The organism is Erysipelothrix inopinata (genome assembly GCF_014396165.1).
GTDB classification, from domain to species: Bacteria; Bacillota_I; Bacilli_A; order Erysipelotrichales; family Erysipelotrichaceae; genus Erysipelothrix; species Erysipelothrix inopinata.
In genome coordinates this window covers 1,012,595-1,030,628 of the sequence record NZ_CP060715.1, presented here as the reverse complement: position 1 = coordinate 1,030,628, position 18,034 = coordinate 1,012,595, and the positions used below count along the sequence as shown (strand labels likewise).

19 protein-coding genes and 1 tRNA gene are annotated in these 18,034 nt (G+C 34.1%); 5 read left to right on the top strand and 15 right to left on the bottom strand.

Annotation, left to right across the window (positions count from 1 at the left end):
* Positions 1 to 59: 59 nt before the first annotated feature.
* Positions 60 to 1,448, bottom strand: coding sequence for a DUF5050 domain-containing protein (locus H9L01_RS05000; RefSeq protein ID WP_187534911.1), 1,389 nt, complete (start codon positions 1,446 to 1,448; stop codon positions 60 to 62).
* Positions 1,449 to 2,083: 635 nt separating this feature from the next.
* On the opposite strand from H9L01_RS05000, the gene H9L01_RS04995 reads away from it, so the two are divergent.
* Positions 2,084 to 3,246 (top strand): IS3 family transposase gene (locus tag H9L01_RS04995; RefSeq protein WP_187533829.1). Its coding sequence is split into 2 segments (ribosomal slippage): positions 2,084 to 2,381 and positions 2,381 to 3,246, totalling 1,164 coding nucleotides; the frame shifts between segments, so codons are not numbered across the junction.
* A gap of 87 nt (positions 3,247 to 3,333) precedes the next feature.
* Here H9L01_RS04995 and H9L01_RS04990 read toward each other — a convergent pair.
* The 8 genes from H9L01_RS04990 to guaB all read right to left on the bottom strand — a co-directional run bounded on the left by H9L01_RS04990 (position 3,334) and on the right by guaB (position 11,325).
* Positions 3,334 to 4,443, bottom strand: a complete 1,110-nt coding sequence (locus H9L01_RS04990; protein ID WP_187534910.1) for a hypothetical protein — start codon at positions 4,441 to 4,443, stop codon at positions 3,334 to 3,336.
* The gene (locus H9L01_RS04985; RefSeq protein ID WP_187534909.1) at positions 4,421 to 5,293 is read right to left on the bottom strand and encodes an ATP-binding cassette domain-containing protein; all 873 of its coding nucleotides are present in this window, start codon (positions 5,291 to 5,293) and stop codon (positions 4,421 to 4,423) included. Before H9L01_RS04985 ends, H9L01_RS04990 begins: the two co-directional genes overlap by 23 nt.
* Positions 5,284 to 6,384: a hypothetical protein gene (locus H9L01_RS04980; protein WP_187534908.1), complete on the bottom strand. Its 1,101-nt coding sequence runs from the start codon at positions 6,382 to 6,384 to the stop codon at positions 5,284 to 5,286. Before H9L01_RS04980 ends, H9L01_RS04985 begins: the two co-directional genes overlap by 10 nt.
* Positions 6,381 to 7,277 carry a hypothetical protein gene (locus H9L01_RS04975; protein WP_187534907.1) on the bottom strand — a complete coding sequence of 299 codons (897 nt, stop codon included), beginning with the start codon at positions 7,275 to 7,277 and terminating at the stop codon, positions 6,381 to 6,383. The genes H9L01_RS04980 and H9L01_RS04975 overlap by 4 nt, the downstream gene beginning before the upstream one ends.
* Positions 7,278 to 7,348: 71 nt before the next feature.
* A complete protein-coding gene (locus tag H9L01_RS04970; protein ID WP_187534906.1) occupies positions 7,349 to 7,789 on the bottom strand; it encodes a hypothetical protein in 441 nt (146 codons plus the stop codon).
* A gap of 221 nt (positions 7,790 to 8,010) precedes the next feature.
* Entirely contained in the window at positions 8,011 to 8,718 is a 708-nt protein-coding gene (locus tag H9L01_RS04965) for a LytR/AlgR family response regulator transcription factor (protein WP_187534905.1), read from the bottom strand.
* Between the two features lie 171 nt (positions 8,719 to 8,889).
* Positions 8,890 to 10,182: a glutamine-hydrolyzing GMP synthase gene (guaA, locus tag H9L01_RS04960; protein ID WP_187534904.1), complete on the bottom strand. Its 1,293-nt coding sequence runs from the start codon at positions 10,180 to 10,182 to the stop codon at positions 8,890 to 8,892.
* Between the two features lie 9 nt (positions 10,183 to 10,191).
* On the bottom strand, positions 10,192 to 11,325 hold the full coding sequence (gene guaB, locus H9L01_RS04955; RefSeq protein ID WP_187534903.1) for an IMP dehydrogenase: 1,134 nt from the start codon (positions 11,323 to 11,325) through the stop codon (positions 10,192 to 10,194).
* Positions 11,326 to 11,348: 23 nt separating this feature from the next.
* Between guaB and H9L01_RS04950 the strand changes: the two genes are divergently transcribed.
* Positions 11,349 to 12,212: an HAD family hydrolase gene (locus H9L01_RS04950; protein WP_187534902.1), complete on the top strand. Its 864-nt coding sequence runs from the start codon at positions 11,349 to 11,351 to the stop codon at positions 12,210 to 12,212.
* Positions 12,213 to 12,276: 64 nt separating this feature from the next.
* Here H9L01_RS04950 and H9L01_RS04945 read toward each other — a convergent pair whose 3' ends face one another.
* The gene (locus H9L01_RS04945) at positions 12,277 to 13,002 is read right to left on the bottom strand and encodes an SDR family oxidoreductase (protein ID WP_187534901.1); all 726 of its coding nucleotides are present in this window, start codon (positions 13,000 to 13,002) and stop codon (positions 12,277 to 12,279) included.
* Between the two features lie 105 nt (positions 13,003 to 13,107).
* Here H9L01_RS04945 and H9L01_RS04940 point away from each other — a divergent pair, with 105 nt between their 5' ends.
* Positions 13,108 to 13,440 carry a winged helix-turn-helix transcriptional regulator gene (locus tag H9L01_RS04940; RefSeq protein ID WP_187534900.1) on the top strand — a complete coding sequence of 111 codons (333 nt, stop codon included), beginning with the start codon at positions 13,108 to 13,110 and terminating at the stop codon, positions 13,438 to 13,440.
* Between the two features lie 74 nt (positions 13,441 to 13,514).
* Here H9L01_RS04940 and H9L01_RS04935 read toward each other — a convergent pair whose 3' ends face one another.
* The 4 genes from H9L01_RS04935 to H9L01_RS04920 form a co-directional block, all read right to left on the bottom strand.
* On the bottom strand, positions 13,515 to 13,889 hold the full coding sequence (locus H9L01_RS04935) for an Inorganic pyrophosphatase (RefSeq protein WP_187534899.1): 375 nt from the start codon (positions 13,887 to 13,889) through the stop codon (positions 13,515 to 13,517).
* Between the two features lie 90 nt (positions 13,890 to 13,979).
* On the bottom strand, positions 13,980 to 14,315 hold the full coding sequence (locus H9L01_RS04930) for an ArsR/SmtB family transcription factor (protein ID WP_187534898.1): 336 nt from the start codon (positions 14,313 to 14,315) through the stop codon (positions 13,980 to 13,982).
* Between the two features lie 54 nt (positions 14,316 to 14,369).
* Entirely contained in the window at positions 14,370 to 15,137 is a 768-nt protein-coding gene (locus H9L01_RS04925; RefSeq protein WP_187534897.1) for an HAD family hydrolase, read from the bottom strand.
* Positions 15,137 to 16,012, bottom strand: a complete 876-nt coding sequence (locus tag H9L01_RS04920) for an NAD(P)/FAD-dependent oxidoreductase (protein WP_187534896.1) — start codon at positions 16,010 to 16,012, stop codon at positions 15,137 to 15,139. Before H9L01_RS04920 ends, H9L01_RS04925 begins: the two co-directional genes overlap by 1 nt.
* A gap of 202 nt (positions 16,013 to 16,214) precedes the next feature.
* On the opposite strand from H9L01_RS04920, the gene H9L01_RS04915 reads away from it, so the two are divergent.
* A tRNA-Lys gene (locus H9L01_RS04915) sits at positions 16,215 to 16,290 on the top strand.
* Positions 16,291 to 16,471: 181 nt separating this feature from the next.
* Here the strand turns inward: H9L01_RS04915 and H9L01_RS04910 are convergent.
* Entirely contained in the window at positions 16,472 to 16,669 is a 198-nt protein-coding gene (locus tag H9L01_RS04910; RefSeq protein ID WP_187534895.1) for a hypothetical protein, read from the bottom strand.
* A 384-nt stretch (positions 16,670 to 17,053) separates the two neighbouring features.
* On the opposite strand from H9L01_RS04910, the gene H9L01_RS04905 reads away from it, so the two are divergent.
* Positions 17,054 to 18,010 (top strand): META domain-containing protein, encoded by a 957-nt coding sequence (locus H9L01_RS04905; protein WP_187534894.1) that lies wholly within the window; start codon positions 17,054 to 17,056, stop codon positions 18,008 to 18,010.
* Positions 18,011 to 18,034: the final 24 nt, after the last annotated feature.

The following is an 18,034-nucleotide window of genomic DNA, read 5'->3' as shown; positions in this document are numbered from 1 at the left end:
GAATCTTTTGTCAAATAGTGATTTCTGCAAGTTGGTCTGGAAAATGATGTGGCTATGATTTAACTGGGTAATTGAGTTTTTAATATTTCTCTATTTTTTCCATCTTCACTCGAAATCATGATTCGATCTTCTAAAACCATAAATCCATTTATTTCCACATCCATCAAAATAATTACGCTGTTAGACCCTTCAATTGATTTCACTTTAAGTTCATCCATCTCTTGGTTTACATAATATATATGGGTGCCGTCTATTTGATACTGAAAAACTGCTTCATCTACGATTAATCGCTCTTTACGTTCCTCAATATCATAAGCATAAAGAAAATCATCTTTCAACTTAATGTAATAGAACGTATCTTCAACTTTTACCGGAGATTGAACCAAGGTCTCAACAACTGTCTGTGATTTTAGAGTTGACAAGTTTAAAGATTTTAATAAATTATCAGTACTCAAGTAAAATAAGTAGGAACTATTAGTTGCGAAAATTTCCGCATCTGAATCGAGTAATATTTTACTCTTGTTTTTTGAGATAATTTGTTCAATCCGATCGTGATATGTCAAATATACGTTATCTTCATTGACAAAGAGTTGGATGGGAAGATAAAAACGTTCGAATCCAGTAATATTACCAAATATATCGTAGCTTACAAGATTTTTTCGGTATATTTCTACTTGGTTAAAAGTTGTGGTATCCACCCGTTGAATGGTTAAATTTTTTTCGTTTGAAGCTATGTAGTAGACATAATTTTTATAAATAAAGTGATTTGTAAAAACGTCTTCAACTTGAAACGGGTTCCTATTTAGCTCATAGGCCACATTACTTCCAATTTCAAGCATTTTATTATCTATCACATCTAAACAGACAGATTCATTGCAGCTGATTCCATTTGTGTTGCCGTACATCATTGTATTTTCAACTTTTTCCTCTCGCTCACAGCCTGCAAGTAATAAAAGAATACAGCAAAAAATTGATATTTTACTCAGGTTCTTCTTTAAATTTGTTAAACATATCATAGTTAGAAAAATTGTCATCACTGATACAAAAATAATATCTTTGTAATTAAATATATATTGAATACCCTCGTAACCATCAACCTTACCCCAGAAATATCTCAGGGGATTAAAAAAACCAAATGGAGATAAATAATACATATATCGAGACTCACTAAGTAAAAAACCGAATATTAGAAACATACCCATGTTGATCATAAGAATTTGATAGCCATTTAGTTTACTCTTGAGGCAAAATTTTGATGTAAAAAGGGTTAGAAGTACAATTGCTAGCCATTGCATTACTGCTGTAATCACGATTGCCTCGATGATTTTTCCATCAAAAAAAGATCCTTGAAAACTTGGAAGACTTTTTAACTTTGAGTAATAATCGGAAACATATTTTGAATCGTATCTTAAAAAAATCACAGAGAACTTATAAACAAAAAATATCATCGAATTAATGATTAATAATACGACTATCTTTGTCCTAAATAATTTCTGCTTTCCGTGTAAAGTTGTCAACGTAATGGGCTGCATTTTCTTTTCATTTTGAAATGATATTATCACGGTCAATAGCGAAAAAGTAATGAGTGTGTACGGAACCCTCATTTTTAAAATGCTGTTTAAGTATGCCTCATTTACATATCTAAGACTTTCGTCATGTTCAAGAAACATTACATACTCACTTATATCTTCAAAGCCTTTGGACCGTTTTCTAGTTAGGTTTAAAGTTTCGACGTGACTTTGATACTCCTCATCCGATATTTCTTCACTTTTATATTTACGTGTAATTTCCTGTCGATCACTTTCATAATTATTTATTCTATTTCTTTCTTCGGAAAGGTAGTTTATTTTGTCTTTGTTGATTTCCCCCTTCAATACTTCGTAATAGTATTCATAAGTATCATGTTCCGGAATAACTTCAGTACTTTTTGTATATAAATGAGTACTGACAGTAGTAAAAAAAATCAAGATAATAAGTACCGGCACTGACCTAGTTTAGTGGGACACAATAAAAAAAGAAGCACCTTGTATTCGTACAATCGTTGTTAGACAATGACAAGTACAATAGGAGGTGCTTTTATATTATGGCTAAGAAAAACAATTATTACCCTCTAGAGGTTAAACTAGAAGCAATCAAGCTCAAAGAAGAGGGATACAGCGTAAAAGAAATTCAGGTGATGTTAGATATTAAAAGTGAATCGCAAGTATACACTTGGTACTACTGGTATCGTGATGGTGAAATTGAGAGATTGTCACAGTCACCTGGACAACAATATAGTTATGGTCATGGACCAACTGACAGGTCGAAAGAAGAAAGTTTAGAAATTAAAAACAAAATATTGGAGAATCAAATAAAGATATTAAAAAAGTACAAAGAGAAGGAAAGGAAGTGGTACCACAAATAATCATTGAGATTGTAAATGAATTCAAGGATTTGATGCCAATTAAGTTAATTCTAGAGTTATTTGATATTCCTCGATCAACATACTACAGATGGAAAAACAAAATAGAAGTAAATGAAATTTCTTATAATGAGAGAATAGTAATATCAAAATGCAAAGAAACGAATTATGAATATGGTTATCGTACAATAAAAGGAATACTTAAAGACGAAGGAAACCATTTAAATAAAAATACTGTTCAGAGAATTATGCAAAAATTCAATCTACAATGTAGGGTTAAACCTAAGAAAGTTAAACACGTTAAAGGAAAAGAATCGATTGTTGCCAGTAATATAATTGATCGTGACTTTACCGCAAATCGTCCATTAGAGAAACTGTCAACGGATATTACATATCTTCCATGGGGAGAAAAAACATTATATTTATCTACTATTATGGATCTTTATAATGGCGAAATTATTGCTTTTTCGTTGGACGATACACAGGATACAAATTTTGTGCTGGATACCTTAAATCAACTTCCTGAAATAAAGCATAGGTGTATACTTCACTCGGATCAAGGAACCGTGTATACATCAAAAATCTATCAGGAAACAGTATATAAAAAGAGCATTACCATGAGTATGTCCCGAAAAGGCACACCTGCAGATAACGCTCCAATCGAATCGTTTCATTCCACCTTAAAGTCTGAAACGTTCTATCGATATCCAGAACTGAAAAGTTCCAATGAAATTATATCACAAACTGTGATAAACTTTATTAAACATTATAACAACACACGAGTACAAGCAAAACTGGAATTTAAATCCCCGGTAAAGTATCGAGAATCTAGAATCCTAGGTTAATTTTTTTTATGAGTGTCTCACAAAACTAGGTCACTTCCACCCAAAACTTGTTTGCAATTACATTCTTCTTAAACTCAAAACGAAACATTAGTGATTCCTCATCTTTCGAAAAGTAAATCTATAGTACGCGAGCATTATTAATAAGAAAATTACTGAAATGAAGAGTAAATATTTTTCTGAAAATTTGATTACAGCTAAGGGAAGTAATGTTTGAGTAATCTTTAGGTATGAATATTTCGAGGTTTTCGAAAATACATTCAACCACAACAAGCCTAACATGAGTAACGCGAATACTCCACATTGATAATGAGAGCGAACGAATTTTGAGATGAGATATATAAAAATTGAAAACATCACCAGTATTATTATTTTTTCAAAACCTTGAATGAATATCATAAATAAAATACTTATATTAAAGTAACTATATTGATAACTCGGTAAGCTATAGATTGGATTATGCCATCCCTTAATATTAAATAGTACAGAATAGGTTACTAAATCAATGAGTAAAAATGCTGCAGAAACTATCAAGGTAAGTCGGATCGTCATTCTCCTCTTAACAGAATGATATTTCGACTTGCCAATTACTGTTGATCCAACTATCGTATTCATTTCATAGGATTGATCAAAATACAGATAATTAATGGACAAATACATTATGATTATTCCAACAAATATTAGTGAATCATTATAGGAAAAGTAATTTTCGAGGCCGTATGTATCGTAATACTGAGTGATAATTCGGTTGTCCATGTCTTTGAGTGTGTTCCTGGTTACTGAATCATTGAATCCAGAATGCCTACTGTTTTCTCGAATTATCTCAACTTTATTTTTCATGAGTGAGTCATAATTATAAATACGTTCCATATCTTTGTAAATCTCGGAGAACGCGTTCATGTCGCCGAAATAGTAACCAGTATATGTACCCTCATTTCCATTCAGAGGATCATTCAATCCTTGCTCAACGCGTTCTTGATTACTTACCATTCCTTCTTTAATGAATGAAACTTTATCTACAGTTATCTTACCAGAAACCTCATCAACTAATTTTTGCTTTCCCTGATAAAACCCATCTGTAATTACATCGTAATTTAAGTTAATAATATGTAAAACATTAAAAGCAAGAAGCAATAAAATAATGAGAATACTCTTTTTGTCTAACATTTTTTTTATTTCATAACGTGTCAAGTTGTTCATATTCATCTCCAAAGTAATACATATACACATCTTCAATATCTGGATTTACCGCATCTCCAACCCGCTCATGACTCATGAATCTTATTAAATATCCATTATCTAATTGCTTTACACGAGTAATTTTGTAAATCTCTGATAATGGGACTAATTCTTCCTTGCTAATACTCATCTCTTGAACGATTCCAAAAATACTTTTAAGAAGTAGCGACTGAGACGCTTCAACAATCAGTTTTCCATCCTTCAACAAAAAAATAGTATCTGCAATATGCTCAATATCACTAATAATATGAGAAGAGAAGATAATAATTTTGTCTTTTGCTAATTTTGATATAATATTGCGAAATCGAATCCTTTCTTTTGGGTCGAGTCCAGATGTTGGTTCATCTAAAATTAATAACTCCGGATCATTAATTAATGCTTGCGCAATACCGAGGCGTTGTTTCATACCTCCGGAAAGAGTTTTAATTTTATGACTTCGTTTATTCGATAAGTTCACACTCACTAAGAGTTTGTCAATTTTACTTTGAATTTCTGACGGATTTACACCCTTCAAAACACACATATATTCAAGAAATTCTTGAATTTTGAACTCGGGATAAAATGATGGATATTGTGGCAAATACCCTATTTTTGATATGTATTCATCACTATTAAACATTATTTGATTTTTAACTTGAATGGTTCCACTTTCATATTCAAGCAGGCCTATCAGCACATGTATTAGTGTTGTTTTACCCGCACCATTTGGCCCTAGTAACCCATATACCCCTGGAGTTAACGTTAAACTAACATCCTTAAGGACGTGATTTTTTCCATAGTACTTGTTCAAATTTTCAATTATTATTTCCATGAATAATCCACCATTTTTGCTACTGCCTTCGTTTTTCCGTTATCAGTCGTTAAATAAGAAATAAAGAGTTTATTATCAGTAATTTTAGTGGTCCTTATATTAAACGCATCTTGAGGAAGTACACCCTCAAGCTTGATTACTTCGTCAGCTCTGTAGAGGATCAGTTCAGCTCTGTTTTTTCCAATTTCCGAATAGGAAACGATCGTGTTAGCATCTACTATATCGACATCTTTGCTATTGATAGATTTGAGCAACTTTATAACAAGCTCATCACCTGAGTTTATATCTAGTAAAATTGACTCACCAGTTCCATTGTCATTCTCTTTAACCTGAGGCATATCATAAATCAACAATGAACCCTGAGAGTATCGAGCCATTGTTGGCATTTTATAACTAAAGCTAATATCTTTGTTTTCCATGTCAATGACACCGTAAACATTTGAATCTTGAATACCTAAATCATTTTCCTCGAATGCCATACCCGCAAATCCAATTTTGGTACCACATAGAAAAAAATTATTAAATTTACTTATATTTTCGTTCTCGTCTGATAACTTGTAATATTCCGTCTCAATTTCCGTATTAAAATCATAGACTGTTAAAACCTGATTTGATAATTTAACATAAGCAACTTTTGACATATCTTCCGAAAATGTGTATGAATTTTCTTCACTTAAAAAACTATGACCTGAATCTAAATTAAAAGAATCTAACTTCAGGATTTCTTTTAGCTCATAATCATACACAGTAGGTATACGGTCTTTGTCAATATAGAAACCCCCATTCAACGTCACAATCGATACATTATCAAAATAAGCACCCATATCCTTTGACCCGACAACTGTTTCGTCTTTCAGGTTATAAATTACAATTTTTGATGGAGCAATATCCTCACGATTATATGCGCCAAATAGGACAAGCAACATATCCTCATGCCTAGCAGAGTTCAAGATGATGTAATCTTCGTTCAATTCCTTATTTACCGCCTCTATAACAGCCATAGATTCAGGAGCTGGTTTCGTCTCTAAATTAACTTTTTCACATCCTTGCAACAGTATCAACACACATAAAATACTGACTACTTTTTTCATTCTAATACCCACTTACTTGACTGACCGGGCATCACATAACTATGAGTGTCCTGTTCATCAATAGGAATCACAACAAAATAAACATTTTGTACATTTTCAAAATCTCTTTTAATCTCAAGCTCAGATTTTTTCCCTGACTTGACTTCTGCAACAAACAAATCACTTAATATATTATCTTCAGCAATTATTACGCGATAGAATCCGGGTGCTCCTAATATTTTTATAGGTATTGATTCTTGTTTTTTTATTGTATCCACACCTTCTTGAACCTTTGGAGCTACTTCTATATATACCTCAGTATTTAGCATATTTTCTCCATGATGCTGATACTTTACTTTATCTTCTTCAGCAAGATCCATGAATACCAATCCTTCTTCATGTTTCCTGACAATGTCACTTTTTTGACCTTGACCTAACTCAACCTTCATGGTTGGTGAGAAACTAGCATAGTGGTTTACACCGTACTGCTGAGGTGTCTCAATTTTCATAGTTGGGTTGATAATAGCGATTGCGTTAAGATTAGAGTTTTGAGGATATAACTCTGAATCAACATTTAGTTTCACTTCTATTTCTTCTGATTCCATTGAATTAAAGTGCTTTGTAAACATTAACACTTCTTCACGATCAATTTTTATTTTTTGCGGTAATCCGTCAATTAGAAATACAATGCCAAGGTCAACTTCTTTTCCATTATTAGATATTTGATACTTGAAAGATATTTCTCCATCTTCGCTTACAATTTTCTCAAAGTTATAACCAACAATGCCATGTGAAAAATCATAAACTGTGTCACTTTCCTTGTTAGGTTTATCGAAATCTATTTTTTCTTTTTGTACTTGTTGAGTACTGCATCCACCTGCAAACAAAAAAAGTATTATGAATAATTTTTTCATCTTTATCTCCATTTGATATATGTTAAGTAAAACCCAGGCCTTGAATTATAGTATTGGCTCTGGGTTTCTTATTAGTAGTTTTCTCTGACTAATACAATGGAATGAGCGTTAGTGTATATTGCCTCATGAGTGGAATAGGTTGTAAGTCCTGTTCCCGAATATCCTTTAAGGTAAAAGTAATCTTGTATGTAATTTCTATCAGGTCCGCCAAATCTTGGTACGGAGTGTACTGATTTTCCAGAACGGTACTCATATGTTGAAGATTTAAGATAGAGCCTCGTTTTGGATCCATTTGTCATTCTTGATGTGTAATCTACATATTTTTGTCCTGTTGACGATAGATAGCCTCCACCAATAAAGGCTTCCATTTTACCGCGATCTGTATTTATAGATTTAGTTTCTGCATGTACCGGATTCATGAGTACCAATATCATTGCCCATGTGAGCGCTAGGAAGTAAATACGAAGTCGTTTATTATTCCTATCAATACGATTTATTTTAATTGATTTCAAGTAAAATCCTCCTTCATACTTTGAATTCAAATATTTAATCAGTAACAAGTTGCGTAAAGAGTTAGTCACACATATTTTGCGTTCTGAATAATCATAAGCAGTAACACTTTAACCTATAAATGAATCATGAATCCCTCCTTTTACTTAATCCGATAATACCATTACCATTTCATTTCAAGCCTATTTATGGTTAAATTGTCGTTAATTAGAGCTAAATGGTTCTATTTATAAAACTCACGGATTGCATCCATAAGATATTTATATTTTCCTCGCGATATTAGAATCATTTCTGGAAATGATTCTAGTGTAAGTTCTTTTGCCGAAATTGAAGATATGTACCTCATGTTTACAATGGTTCCATAGTTTGGTTTTATAAAAACCCGAGGACTCAATTTGGCATAAAGGCTTTTTACAGTTTCATTTCTAATAACATATGAATTTTGGGAAGTATATAGAATCGGACTTCTATTTTCGTATATGATACAAACAACTTCCTTACTCGGAATGAAAACATATCCTTGGTCTGTATAGAACTCAATTGTTTTCAATACTACATTATTAATTTCATACAGGGCAGAATATATACAAGTTAAAAGTTTATTTCTTATATCTTTCTTTAGGACATAATATAGTACCTGTGGAGCAAATGCTTCTTTAGATGAAAATGTATTGTCTGAAATATAAATTATTCTCGGACATTTTTTCTCTCTTCTTAAGATATGTACGAGTTCAATTCCACTGATTGATGGAAGTTCTATTGACATAATTATCAAGTCATATTTAATACTTAGATTTCTACATAAGTAGTCCTCTGCACTCATAAAAGAGGAAAGCTTTATGTTCATGTTAATTTGCTCTCCTAGTTCTTTAACTATTGTTTGGATTAAATCATGGATTAAAAAATCATTATCAACTAATGCGATATCCACTAGAATCCCCCCTAGATTTAATTGTTGATGTTTATATTATACCATTTATATATTTTAAATATAATTTCAACCTTTCATACTTTACTCTTCTCAGATATATAGTTACTATTATCATTCATTCTCAAAAAAAGGTAAGTTCTTTCTTCAAAGAACTTACCTTTAAGCAAAATATTATTCCCATTCAATGGTTGCGATTGGTTTTGGTGATAAATCGTAAAGTACACGATTAACGCCTTCAACTTCTGCAAGAATACGATTAACAATGATATTTAATATTTCATAATCAATGGGTTCGATTGTTGCAGTCATTGCATCTACTGTATTAACAGCACGAATAATGATTGGGTAATCAAATGTTCGATGGCCATCTTTTACTCCAACAGATTTAAAGTTTGGAATAACTGTAAAGTATTGCCATACTTTTTTATTTAGTCCTGCATTTGCAAACTCTTCACGAAGAATTGCATCTGCTTCACGAACTGCATGAAGACGATCGCGGGTGATTGCACCAAGTGTACGTACACCAAGTCCAGGTCCTGGGAATGGTTGTCTGAACACCATATCTTCAGGAAGCCCAAGAGCTAATCCACATTCACGAACCTCATCTTTAAAGAGTTGAGCCATAGGTTCAATTAGTTTAAATTGTAAATCTTCAGGAAGCCCGCCGACGTTATGATGAGATTTAACACCTTTTGAAGTTTTTGTACCACTTTCGATAACATCTGAGTAGATTGTTCCTTGCGCAAGATAATCAATACCGTCAAGCTTGCGTGCTTCTTCGTTAAAGACTTCAATAAATTCATTACCAATAATTTTACGTTTTTGTTCCGGATCTGCAACATTTTCTAATTTTGTTAAGAAACGCTCTGACGCATCAACGTAAATTAAGTTTTCACCAAGGTCTTTACTGAATACTTCAATAACGCCCTCTGATTCATCTTTACGCATTAAACCATGGTTAACATGAACACAAACAAGTTGTTTTCCGATTGCTTTAATGAGCAATGCAGCAACTACAGATGAGTCAACGCCACCTGATAATGCTAACAATACTTTCTTATCTTTTACTTCATCTTGAATGCGTTTTACTTCTGCCGCGATAAAGTTATCAACATTCCAGTCTTTATCAGCATTGCAAGTTTCAAAAATGAATGTTTCAAGGATATCGTCGCTTGGAATCTCATCATAATTTACTTCTGCTTTAGATTCTGGATAATCGATAGCAATGATTGGCAAATTCAAATTATAGAGTTCATCAACGATAGTAACATTTGCACCGTCAACAAGACGATTCATGCCCCCGTTAAGTATAATACCTTTGACATTTTCTCTGTCTAGCAAAGTAGCAGGAGAAATATCATGCGGTAAAACTTCACTGTATACTTGGTGCTTGCGGATAAAACGTGCGATTGCAGCGTTTTCAGTACTTCCTAAATCTATTACAACAATTTTATCTTGTTTCATTATTGGCTCCTATCGTTTGTAGTTTGGTGCTTCTTTTACGTTATCCACATCATGAGGATGACTTTCTTGAAGCCCCGCACCTGTAATCTTAACAAATCGTGCCTTTAAATGCATTTCTTCGATGGTTGCACAACCACAGTATCCCATCCCTGATCGAACGCCACCTAACATTTGATAGATAACATCTTTAATTGATCCTTTATAAGGTACTGTAGCTTCAATTCCTTCAGGAACAAGTTTGGAAAGTTCCTTAACACCACCTTGGAAATAACGATCTGAAGAACCACGTTGCATAGCACTTAATGATCCCATACCAACATAAGTTTTAACTTTTTTACCAAAGACTTCGAGTACTTCCCCTGGAGTTTCTTCACTCCCTGCTAAGAGTCCTCCCAACATAACACAGTCTGCTCCTGCAGCAAGTGCTTTAGAGATATCACCTGACAGTTTAATACCACCATCAGCGATAACACCAACACCATATTGACGTGCTACGGAGTATACATCATTAACTGCAGTTAATTGAGGAACCCCAACACCTGCAACAACACGTGTTGTACAAATTGATCCAGGACCAACTCCAACTTTAATAACATTAGCACCAGCATAGATTAAATCGGTTGCCCCTTGAGCTGTAACAATATTACCACCAACAATATCTAAGTCTTGGAATTCTTGACGGATTGCTTTAACAGTCTCAATAACACCCTCAGAATGGCCGTGAGCACTATCTACTGCAACAATGTCCACACCTGCTTCTACAAGTGCTCTAACACGATCAAGAGACGCTTGTCCTACGCCTACAGCTGCACCAACACGTAAACGTCCTTGTCCATCGATGTTTGCATCAGCGTAATTCTCAACATCACTTGCTGCCTCTTTTACATTACGAACCATTTGTGCCTGATCCTCAACAGGCATGTTCTTATGAACAAATCCCATACCACCAAGTTTTGCTAACATAATAGCCATGGCATCCTCAGTTACCGTATCCATTGCCGCTGATACAATTGGAATATTCAATGTAATTTTGTCTGTTAAGCGTGTCTTTAAGTTCACTTGTGCAGGAACTATTTGCGACTTAGCAGGTACCAAAAGTAAATCATCAAATGTATATGCTTCTTTAATCACTTTACCATTCATAAAATCTATCCTCCTTAAATCTTATGCTATATTATACAGAAAACATCACTAAACTTCTAGGAAAATATGCTAAAATGTTAATTATGAAAACAGAAAACATCAAACTCGCGATATTTGATATCGACGACACACTCATTAAGCGCGGAAAAATCACTGTAGAACCCAGTGCCGTGAAAGCAATAAACAAACTCAAAGCATCCGGAATTGAAGTCATGATTGCTACAGGAAGAGCCTTTTATTTTATTCATGATGACATTCACGAAACCATTCAACCAAATTACTATGTCACCATTAACGGAGCATGTGTTTATAACAAAGACCACAATGTTATCTTTAGTGTCCCAATGATTCGTGACGAAGTAAATGCTATGATTACTTACTCACTTGAACATAATTTAGGTCTAGGAATGAAAATGCAACAGAGTATGGAAATCGTGAATGACATGAATGTATTTCAAACCGTCTATATGCAAGGATCTCCCAAACTTGATATTCTTGATGATAAAACAAATTTAAAATTTATTCCTGAGGGAGATGAAGTTCCTATGGGCTTATTCTTAATGGGTGATGAAGCTACAATTGAAGCATCACACCCTCTTTCACCCGATGGATTCTATGCAAAAGCTTATGCTGATGCGTATGATATCTACTCAAAACGAGCTGGAAAGATTTCCGGCATTGAAGAAGTTCTTGGACAGCTTAACTTGACTTGGAATGAAGTCATTACTTTCGGTGATGCAGCCAATGATATGGAAATGCTTGAAAAAGCTGCTATTGGTGTCGCAATGGGGAATGCACCTGAGCATGTAAAGGAATGTGCTGACTTTGTGACCCATGATATTCTTGACGATGGTATTGCTCACGCAATCAACACGCTTTTTAAATAAATAGAAATAAAGCTAGAAAACTTAGGATAGTTCTCTAGCTTTTTTAATTATGAGGTAAAATCAATTAGTTATCTTGCTTTGTAGGAGCAATGACGACTTCACGGATTGATACTTCTTGTGGCATATTAGCCATCATAGACACTACTTCGGCTACATACTTTGGATCCATGGATTTTCCACCCATCGTTTCCTTCCATTTTTCATAACCATCTTTGATTTCTTTATCGGTAGTATGTGACAATAATTCAGTTTCTGCAGCACCCGGAGAAACAAGAAGCACACGTATATTTGATCCAGAAACTTCGTTTCTTAATGTCTCAGTCAATGCATGAACACCAAATTTTGTAGCACTATATACCGCGTGATTTGTAAATGTCTTAAATCCTGCAATGGAAGAGATATTAATGATTGTTCCTTCTTCTCTTTCAATCATGCCATTAATGACAGCTCTTATTCCATTTAAAACGCCACCTACGTTCACATTCATCATAGTCTCCCATTCATGGGGATCTTGATCCCACAAGTTACCCAATTGCATAACCCCTGCATTATTGACTAACAATTGAACGGGTCCATAAACCTCTTCAGCTTCCACAACCGCATTCCGTACTTGATCAGCACATGTCACATCAACACTTCGAATCATAACATTATCAAACCCAAGTGCCTCCATCGGCTCAAGACGTCGAGCGAGTAATAATAACGGGTTCCCTTCGGAATGAAATTTCTTAGCTATTTCCATTCCAAATCCTGAACTTGCTCCTGTAATAACTACTAATCCTGATTTCATATACATACCTTCTTTCTAAAATTAGTGTATAATTTTAATAATCATATTAATAGTACGCACATTTATGTAAGTCAGTAACCTAAAGGTAAGTAAAGGAGCCATTTTATGTATCTTAATGAATTCGATGCAACACTACAATGCATCCAAGGAAAATGGAAAACAGTCATTCTCTACGAATTATATGAAAATAAAATTGTTCGATTTAATGCACTCCAAACTACGATAGGTGATATCTCGAGTAAAACTCTTACGGTTCAACTTCGCGAACTTGAGCGTGATGGATTAATAATACGAACCGTCCACCCAACCGTTCCGCCACATGTAGACTACGAGCTCTCTTCAAAAGGACAAACCTTGATTCCTATTTTGGATGCTATCTGCGACTGGGGATTAGAAAATACCGATCCTGCTTTACTTGAAACAGTATTATGTCGATAAAAAAATACCGAGATCTTTTAAATCTAAGATCTCGGTATTTTTAATAATTATCATTTGTATTTTAAACAATCAATTTAGTCAGTAAGAGCCCAGTCTGGCATTTCATTACCACGACGTACAAGGATTCCTTTTTGATAGTCTGTTTGATTGATGAATTGAAGAATTTCAATTTCTTCTTCTTCTGTACAACCCCACAAGAGTTTTACTTCTAAATCACGTTTTAGGATATCAGCAACTAACATTACAGCTGCGATACTTGAGCTTTTTATACTGCCTTTGAATACTTTAATTTGATCAGTATCTGACAAATATCCATAATCCACAGGGTAGACCATATTCATATACTTAGGATGGTGTGATCCCTTTTTTTGTGAAATAACAACATTTGTAGATAAAACAAGTGAGTCAATTTTTTGCCAGAAATAACCGTTATTTAATAAGTCTTGCATACCATCATCCTATCTCTTCTAGATATGTATTATACCTTTTGTAACATAAAATGTAAATAGAGTTTTGTTTTCATGAAATAGTTTTACAACTTACTCATTCACGTGAGTCAATGCTTGCTTAAATATTTCCATAACATGATCATCACTTAGCGAATAATACGAATTCTTACCAACCTTATGACTCTTCACAAGATTCATTTTACGGAGTGAAGAAAGTTGATGAGAAATTGCAGATTGCGACATTCCTAAAATTTCTTTTAAGTCATCTACACACACTGTTTTTTCGGATAACACCGTGAATATTCTTAAACGGGTAGGATCTGCAAACATTTTAAATAACATTGCTAAGTCACGATACTCATCTTCATCGAGTAGCTTTTCTTCAAGTTGTGTAATTTCATCTTGATTCAGTTCATGAAGTTCCATTTGTTCACCTTCTTTATAGTTCTATCATATCAAAAAACAAGCATTTGCGCTTGTTTATTGAATGTCTTTTAAGACTGCATTGAGTGCATATCCAACAGTTTCATGAACTGCTTTACCATATGCCTTCACTTCATCAACACCATTTTCCATTACAAACCCATGGAAATCTTTAATCATAGGTACGTCATTGAAGCTATCTCCAATAGTATAAACAGTGTCATCAACATTATAATGGTCAATAATCATCTCTAAACCTGTTGATTTGCTAATACCTTTAATACCAATATCTACAGAGTGTACATTAGGATACGCAATAATACCTCGATCACCATATTGCTCTGTAATCATATTTGCGAGTGTTTGGGCACGATCTTCATCACCTACCCACACATACATAGCACTCACACCTTCATCAAGCATGATATCCATAGGTACTAAATTAATATTAGGCTTGAAACAATCATCCACATCATCACTACAATAGACGCGACTTAGACGATATCCATCGTTAGCACCATAAAACTTGACTCCGAAGTTTTCCACTGCTTCAATCAATTCATGAGCGATGTCAGTTTCCATCATTCTAATGAAAAGTTGTTCTCCTTCACCCGTTTCAACAGCACCACCATTGATTCCTACTATGAAGTCAACAGGAATATCATGTTTTTCAATTTCTGTTTTTAATGAATCGATAGATCTTCCTGATACTAAGCCAAACTTATGACCTTGTTCTCTAAATTTTCGAATTGAGTGTAAATCATCTTCTCTAATAATACGATCTTTAAATAACGTTCCATCATAATCACTTGCAAATAATTTCATTACTTTCCTCGCTTCTTATTTCGAATATAGCTAATCATGTTCATGCCCCCAACACAACCATCAGATACTGCTCTCGCAATCTGTTGAACGCCAGGTGTACAATCTCCTGCTGCATAGAGTCCGGGTAAATTTGTTTCCATTTCCGCATTCACAACAATACGTCCATTTTCAACATACACACCGAGCTTGTTTGCAAGGTCTGTACTTGTTGCAGAACCAATCGCAACAAAAAGACCTTCGAGTTCAAGTGTTGATTGATCTTCAAATTCAACACCTTCAACCTTTTCATTGCCATAAACTGATTTCACTTTCTTATCAATGATAACACAACGTTCATCAAAGGTACCGCTGAGAGCTTCACCATTTGTAAGGACATATACTTTATCAACAATTTCCACAAGTTCAGAAGCTTCATGTGCTGCATACTCAGCACTACCTACTACAGCAACTGTTTTGTTTCTATAGAAAAATGCGTCACAGACAGCACAATAAGAAACACCTTTCCCAGCATAATTCCTAATTTTACGAATACGAGGTACATTACGATGAGAACCAGTGGCTAACATCAAAGACATCGCGCGATACTCTTCATTAATTGTAGTAACAACATAACCCTCACCATCAAAAGATATAGATGTCACTTCATCATCCACAACATCGATTCCAAGTGATCGGGCTTGTTCAATACCTCTTTCAATCAATTCAACACCACCAATTGAAGTAAACCCATAGAAGTTATCAATAACTTCCGCTTGCTCACTCGCACCATAGCCTTTACCAATAACAATTGGATCTACATTTCCCCGTTTAAGATATACAGAAGCCTGAATTCCTGCAGGACCTTTACCAATGATTAATGCATCTGTTTCTATCATAATTGTCTCCCTTAACTGTTAGTAATTATAAGTCATCTCCCAAACACTCGCAAGCTTCAACCGGTGATATCCTTAGTTTCACATAGTTGTTTTTATCGCTTTAATTAGGCTTAAAAGTATCGGTATTCCATTCTTATATTTTTTATCTTTTTTCTAAAAAATGATTGTATTATTTTTTGATAGCGTTATAATATATTAGCACGCTCCGATAGCTCAGTCGGCAGAGCAACTGACTCTTAATCAGTGGGTCCACGGTTCGAGCCCGTGTCGGAGCACCATTGAATATTACACCCTCTTAACAGAGGGTTTTTTATTGCCAAAGTTCCTATGGGGATACTGTGGGGATACAACAATTAAGTAGTCTCTGCATCCCTTTAATCAAAACTAGCGCGCAGGCACGAAAAAAAACTGTAACGAAAGAGTATCATGACAAAACCCAATTCGTTACAGTTAGACTCTTTATTTTTGTTTTCTCCCTTCGTGGATATATTTGATAGTGAGACAAATTGCTATGAAGAGGTAAGTATAGACAATCCAGTTAGAAATCACGACCCAAAAATTCGAGTTATCGAAAGCAGATTTCAGTAACCCGTTAATCATGAGAATAAAAATACCTGTTAACTGAAAAAACATTTGAAAATTAGTTTTGGTTTTCATATGACACCTCTTTCTTTATCATCACATCCTACTATATACATATTATATAATATTTAAATTAATACGTTAGTTCTTACTAAATTCTTAAAGTATGATAAAATATAATTTAAGGGAAACAAAATAAATACTACTCTCAACTACGAGGGTGGTATTTTTAATTGTAAAAGTCTCATTGTGATATCGTGAATCATTTATCATGGGCACACTTATTCTTCTTCTGAATTCATCTTAAACTCTTTCATGAGTGGCGGTAAGGTAATTTCGCATTGATTTGATCTTTAAAATCACAATATGAACATTTTGTGAAATCAATGCTATCCGTTTGACGGAATACAGATGCTCCTCTAATATAAACGCATAGTTTTAAAAGAGTTAGGAGTTGCAATGAAGAAGTTTATCCCGTTTATCTTACTTTGTATACTACTGAGTGGATGTACAAGTAATTTCCAAAATAAAATTGAAGAAAATTCTAAATCGCATGTAAAATTTGAAGTCAATGGTCAAGAGAGTGAATTTGATATTGTCTCTGGTGCTACTACAGGTAAAAATAATGGACAAGTATATATTGGTGAAGAGAAAGAAGCTAAAATGAAATGGTCTGGAAGGCCTGCAGTTGGAATTATTCAAGGTGACTTCTACTATGATTCACTTTATTTTAATGGCGGTTATCTTGCTACGCTCTCAATTGTTAAGGAACCTCTCACGGATAGAATCATTCATGTACATCTAGATGAGCGAGCTACTTGGGATTATTTCGCAGTTGCTTGGCAAAACCAAACAAAAAGAACATCCGGATACGCAAACTGGCAAATGCAGAATGAACGAACCAACGTTTCACTTGTTACCATTGTGAATACCATGACTTACCTGGAACATCAAGTTATTGAAAAAAATTCGGTATCAGGCAGTTTCAAGACTCCAGAAGGTTCATCAACGAGTGGTTCTAAAGGTTTCATCCCTTTGCTACATCAAATTGAACCAAAGTTGAAGCAGAAATCAAATCAAACCATGATTTCTGTGACTCAAGATGTTGGTGGTGGACTTTTTGCTAGCATGCAAGTTGTTTACGATAAGAATTCAAATAATATCGTAGATTTACACTATGACGAATATTTTGCGGATGAAAAGGATCTCATTGAGGATCCAAATTTAAAAATGTATTATCGACAATCAAAATATCAATCTCCAATATATAATGACCATGTTGATAAAACATTTAAAGAGAATGTCGATAGTTATCGTTCAAATTCTAAAAGTAGATCTGAGTTGATTGAATCTGACAGCTTCGGCGAATGGTTCAATCCCCTAATAAAAGAAATAAACAATCTACATCAAAACTAGAGAAAAATTGTACTAGGATTAATT

Coding starts and splice junctions, on each gene's coding strand:
- guaB (WP_187534903.1), bottom strand. CDS start 11,325: ATGAATGGTAAAGTGATTAAAGAAGCATATACATTTGATGATTTACTT.
- H9L01_RS04930 (WP_187534898.1), bottom strand. CDS start 14,315: ATGGAACTTCATGAACTGAATCAAGATGAAATTACACAACTTGAAGAA.
- H9L01_RS04920 (WP_187534896.1), bottom strand. CDS start 16,012: ATGATAGAAACAGATGCATTAATCATTGGTAAAGGTCCTGCAGGAATT.
- H9L01_RS04950 (WP_187534902.1), top strand. CDS start 11,349: ATGCTATATTATACAGAAAACATCACTAAACTTCTAGGAAAATATGCT.
- H9L01_RS04975 (WP_187534907.1), bottom strand. CDS start 7,277: ATGAAAAAATTATTCATAATACTTTTTTTGTTTGCAGGTGGATGCAGT.
- H9L01_RS04925 (WP_187534897.1), bottom strand. CDS start 15,137: ATGAAATTATTTGCAAGTGATTATGATGGAACGTTATTTAAAGATCGT.
- guaA (WP_187534904.1), bottom strand. CDS start 10,182: ATGAAACAAGATAAAATTGTTGTAATAGATTTAGGAAGTACTGAAAAC.
- H9L01_RS04940 (WP_187534900.1), top strand. CDS start 13,108: ATGTATCTTAATGAATTCGATGCAACACTACAATGCATCCAAGGAAAA.
- H9L01_RS04910 (WP_187534895.1), bottom strand. CDS start 16,669: ATGAAAACCAAAACTAATTTTCAAATGTTTTTTCAGTTAACAGGTATT.
- H9L01_RS04935 (WP_187534899.1), bottom strand. CDS start 13,889: ATGCAAGACTTATTAAATAACGGTTATTTCTGGCAAAAAATTGACTCA.
- H9L01_RS04980 (WP_187534908.1), bottom strand. CDS start 6,384: ATGAAAAAAGTAGTCAGTATTTTATGTGTGTTGATACTGTTGCAAGGA.
- H9L01_RS04985 (WP_187534909.1), bottom strand. CDS start 5,293: ATGGAAATAATAATTGAAAATTTGAACAAGTACTATGGAAAAAATCAC.
- H9L01_RS04945 (WP_187534901.1), bottom strand. CDS start 13,002: ATGAAATCAGGATTAGTAGTTATTACAGGAGCAAGTTCAGGATTTGGA.
- H9L01_RS05000 (WP_187534911.1), bottom strand. CDS start 1,448: ATGATATTTTTTGTTTATAAGTTCTCTGTGATTTTTTTAAGATACGAT.
- H9L01_RS04905 (WP_187534894.1), top strand. CDS start 17,054: ATGAAGAAGTTTATCCCGTTTATCTTACTTTGTATACTACTGAGTGGA.
- H9L01_RS04990 (WP_187534910.1), bottom strand. CDS start 4,443: ATGAACAACTTGACACGTTATGAAATAAAAAAAATGTTAGACAAAAAG.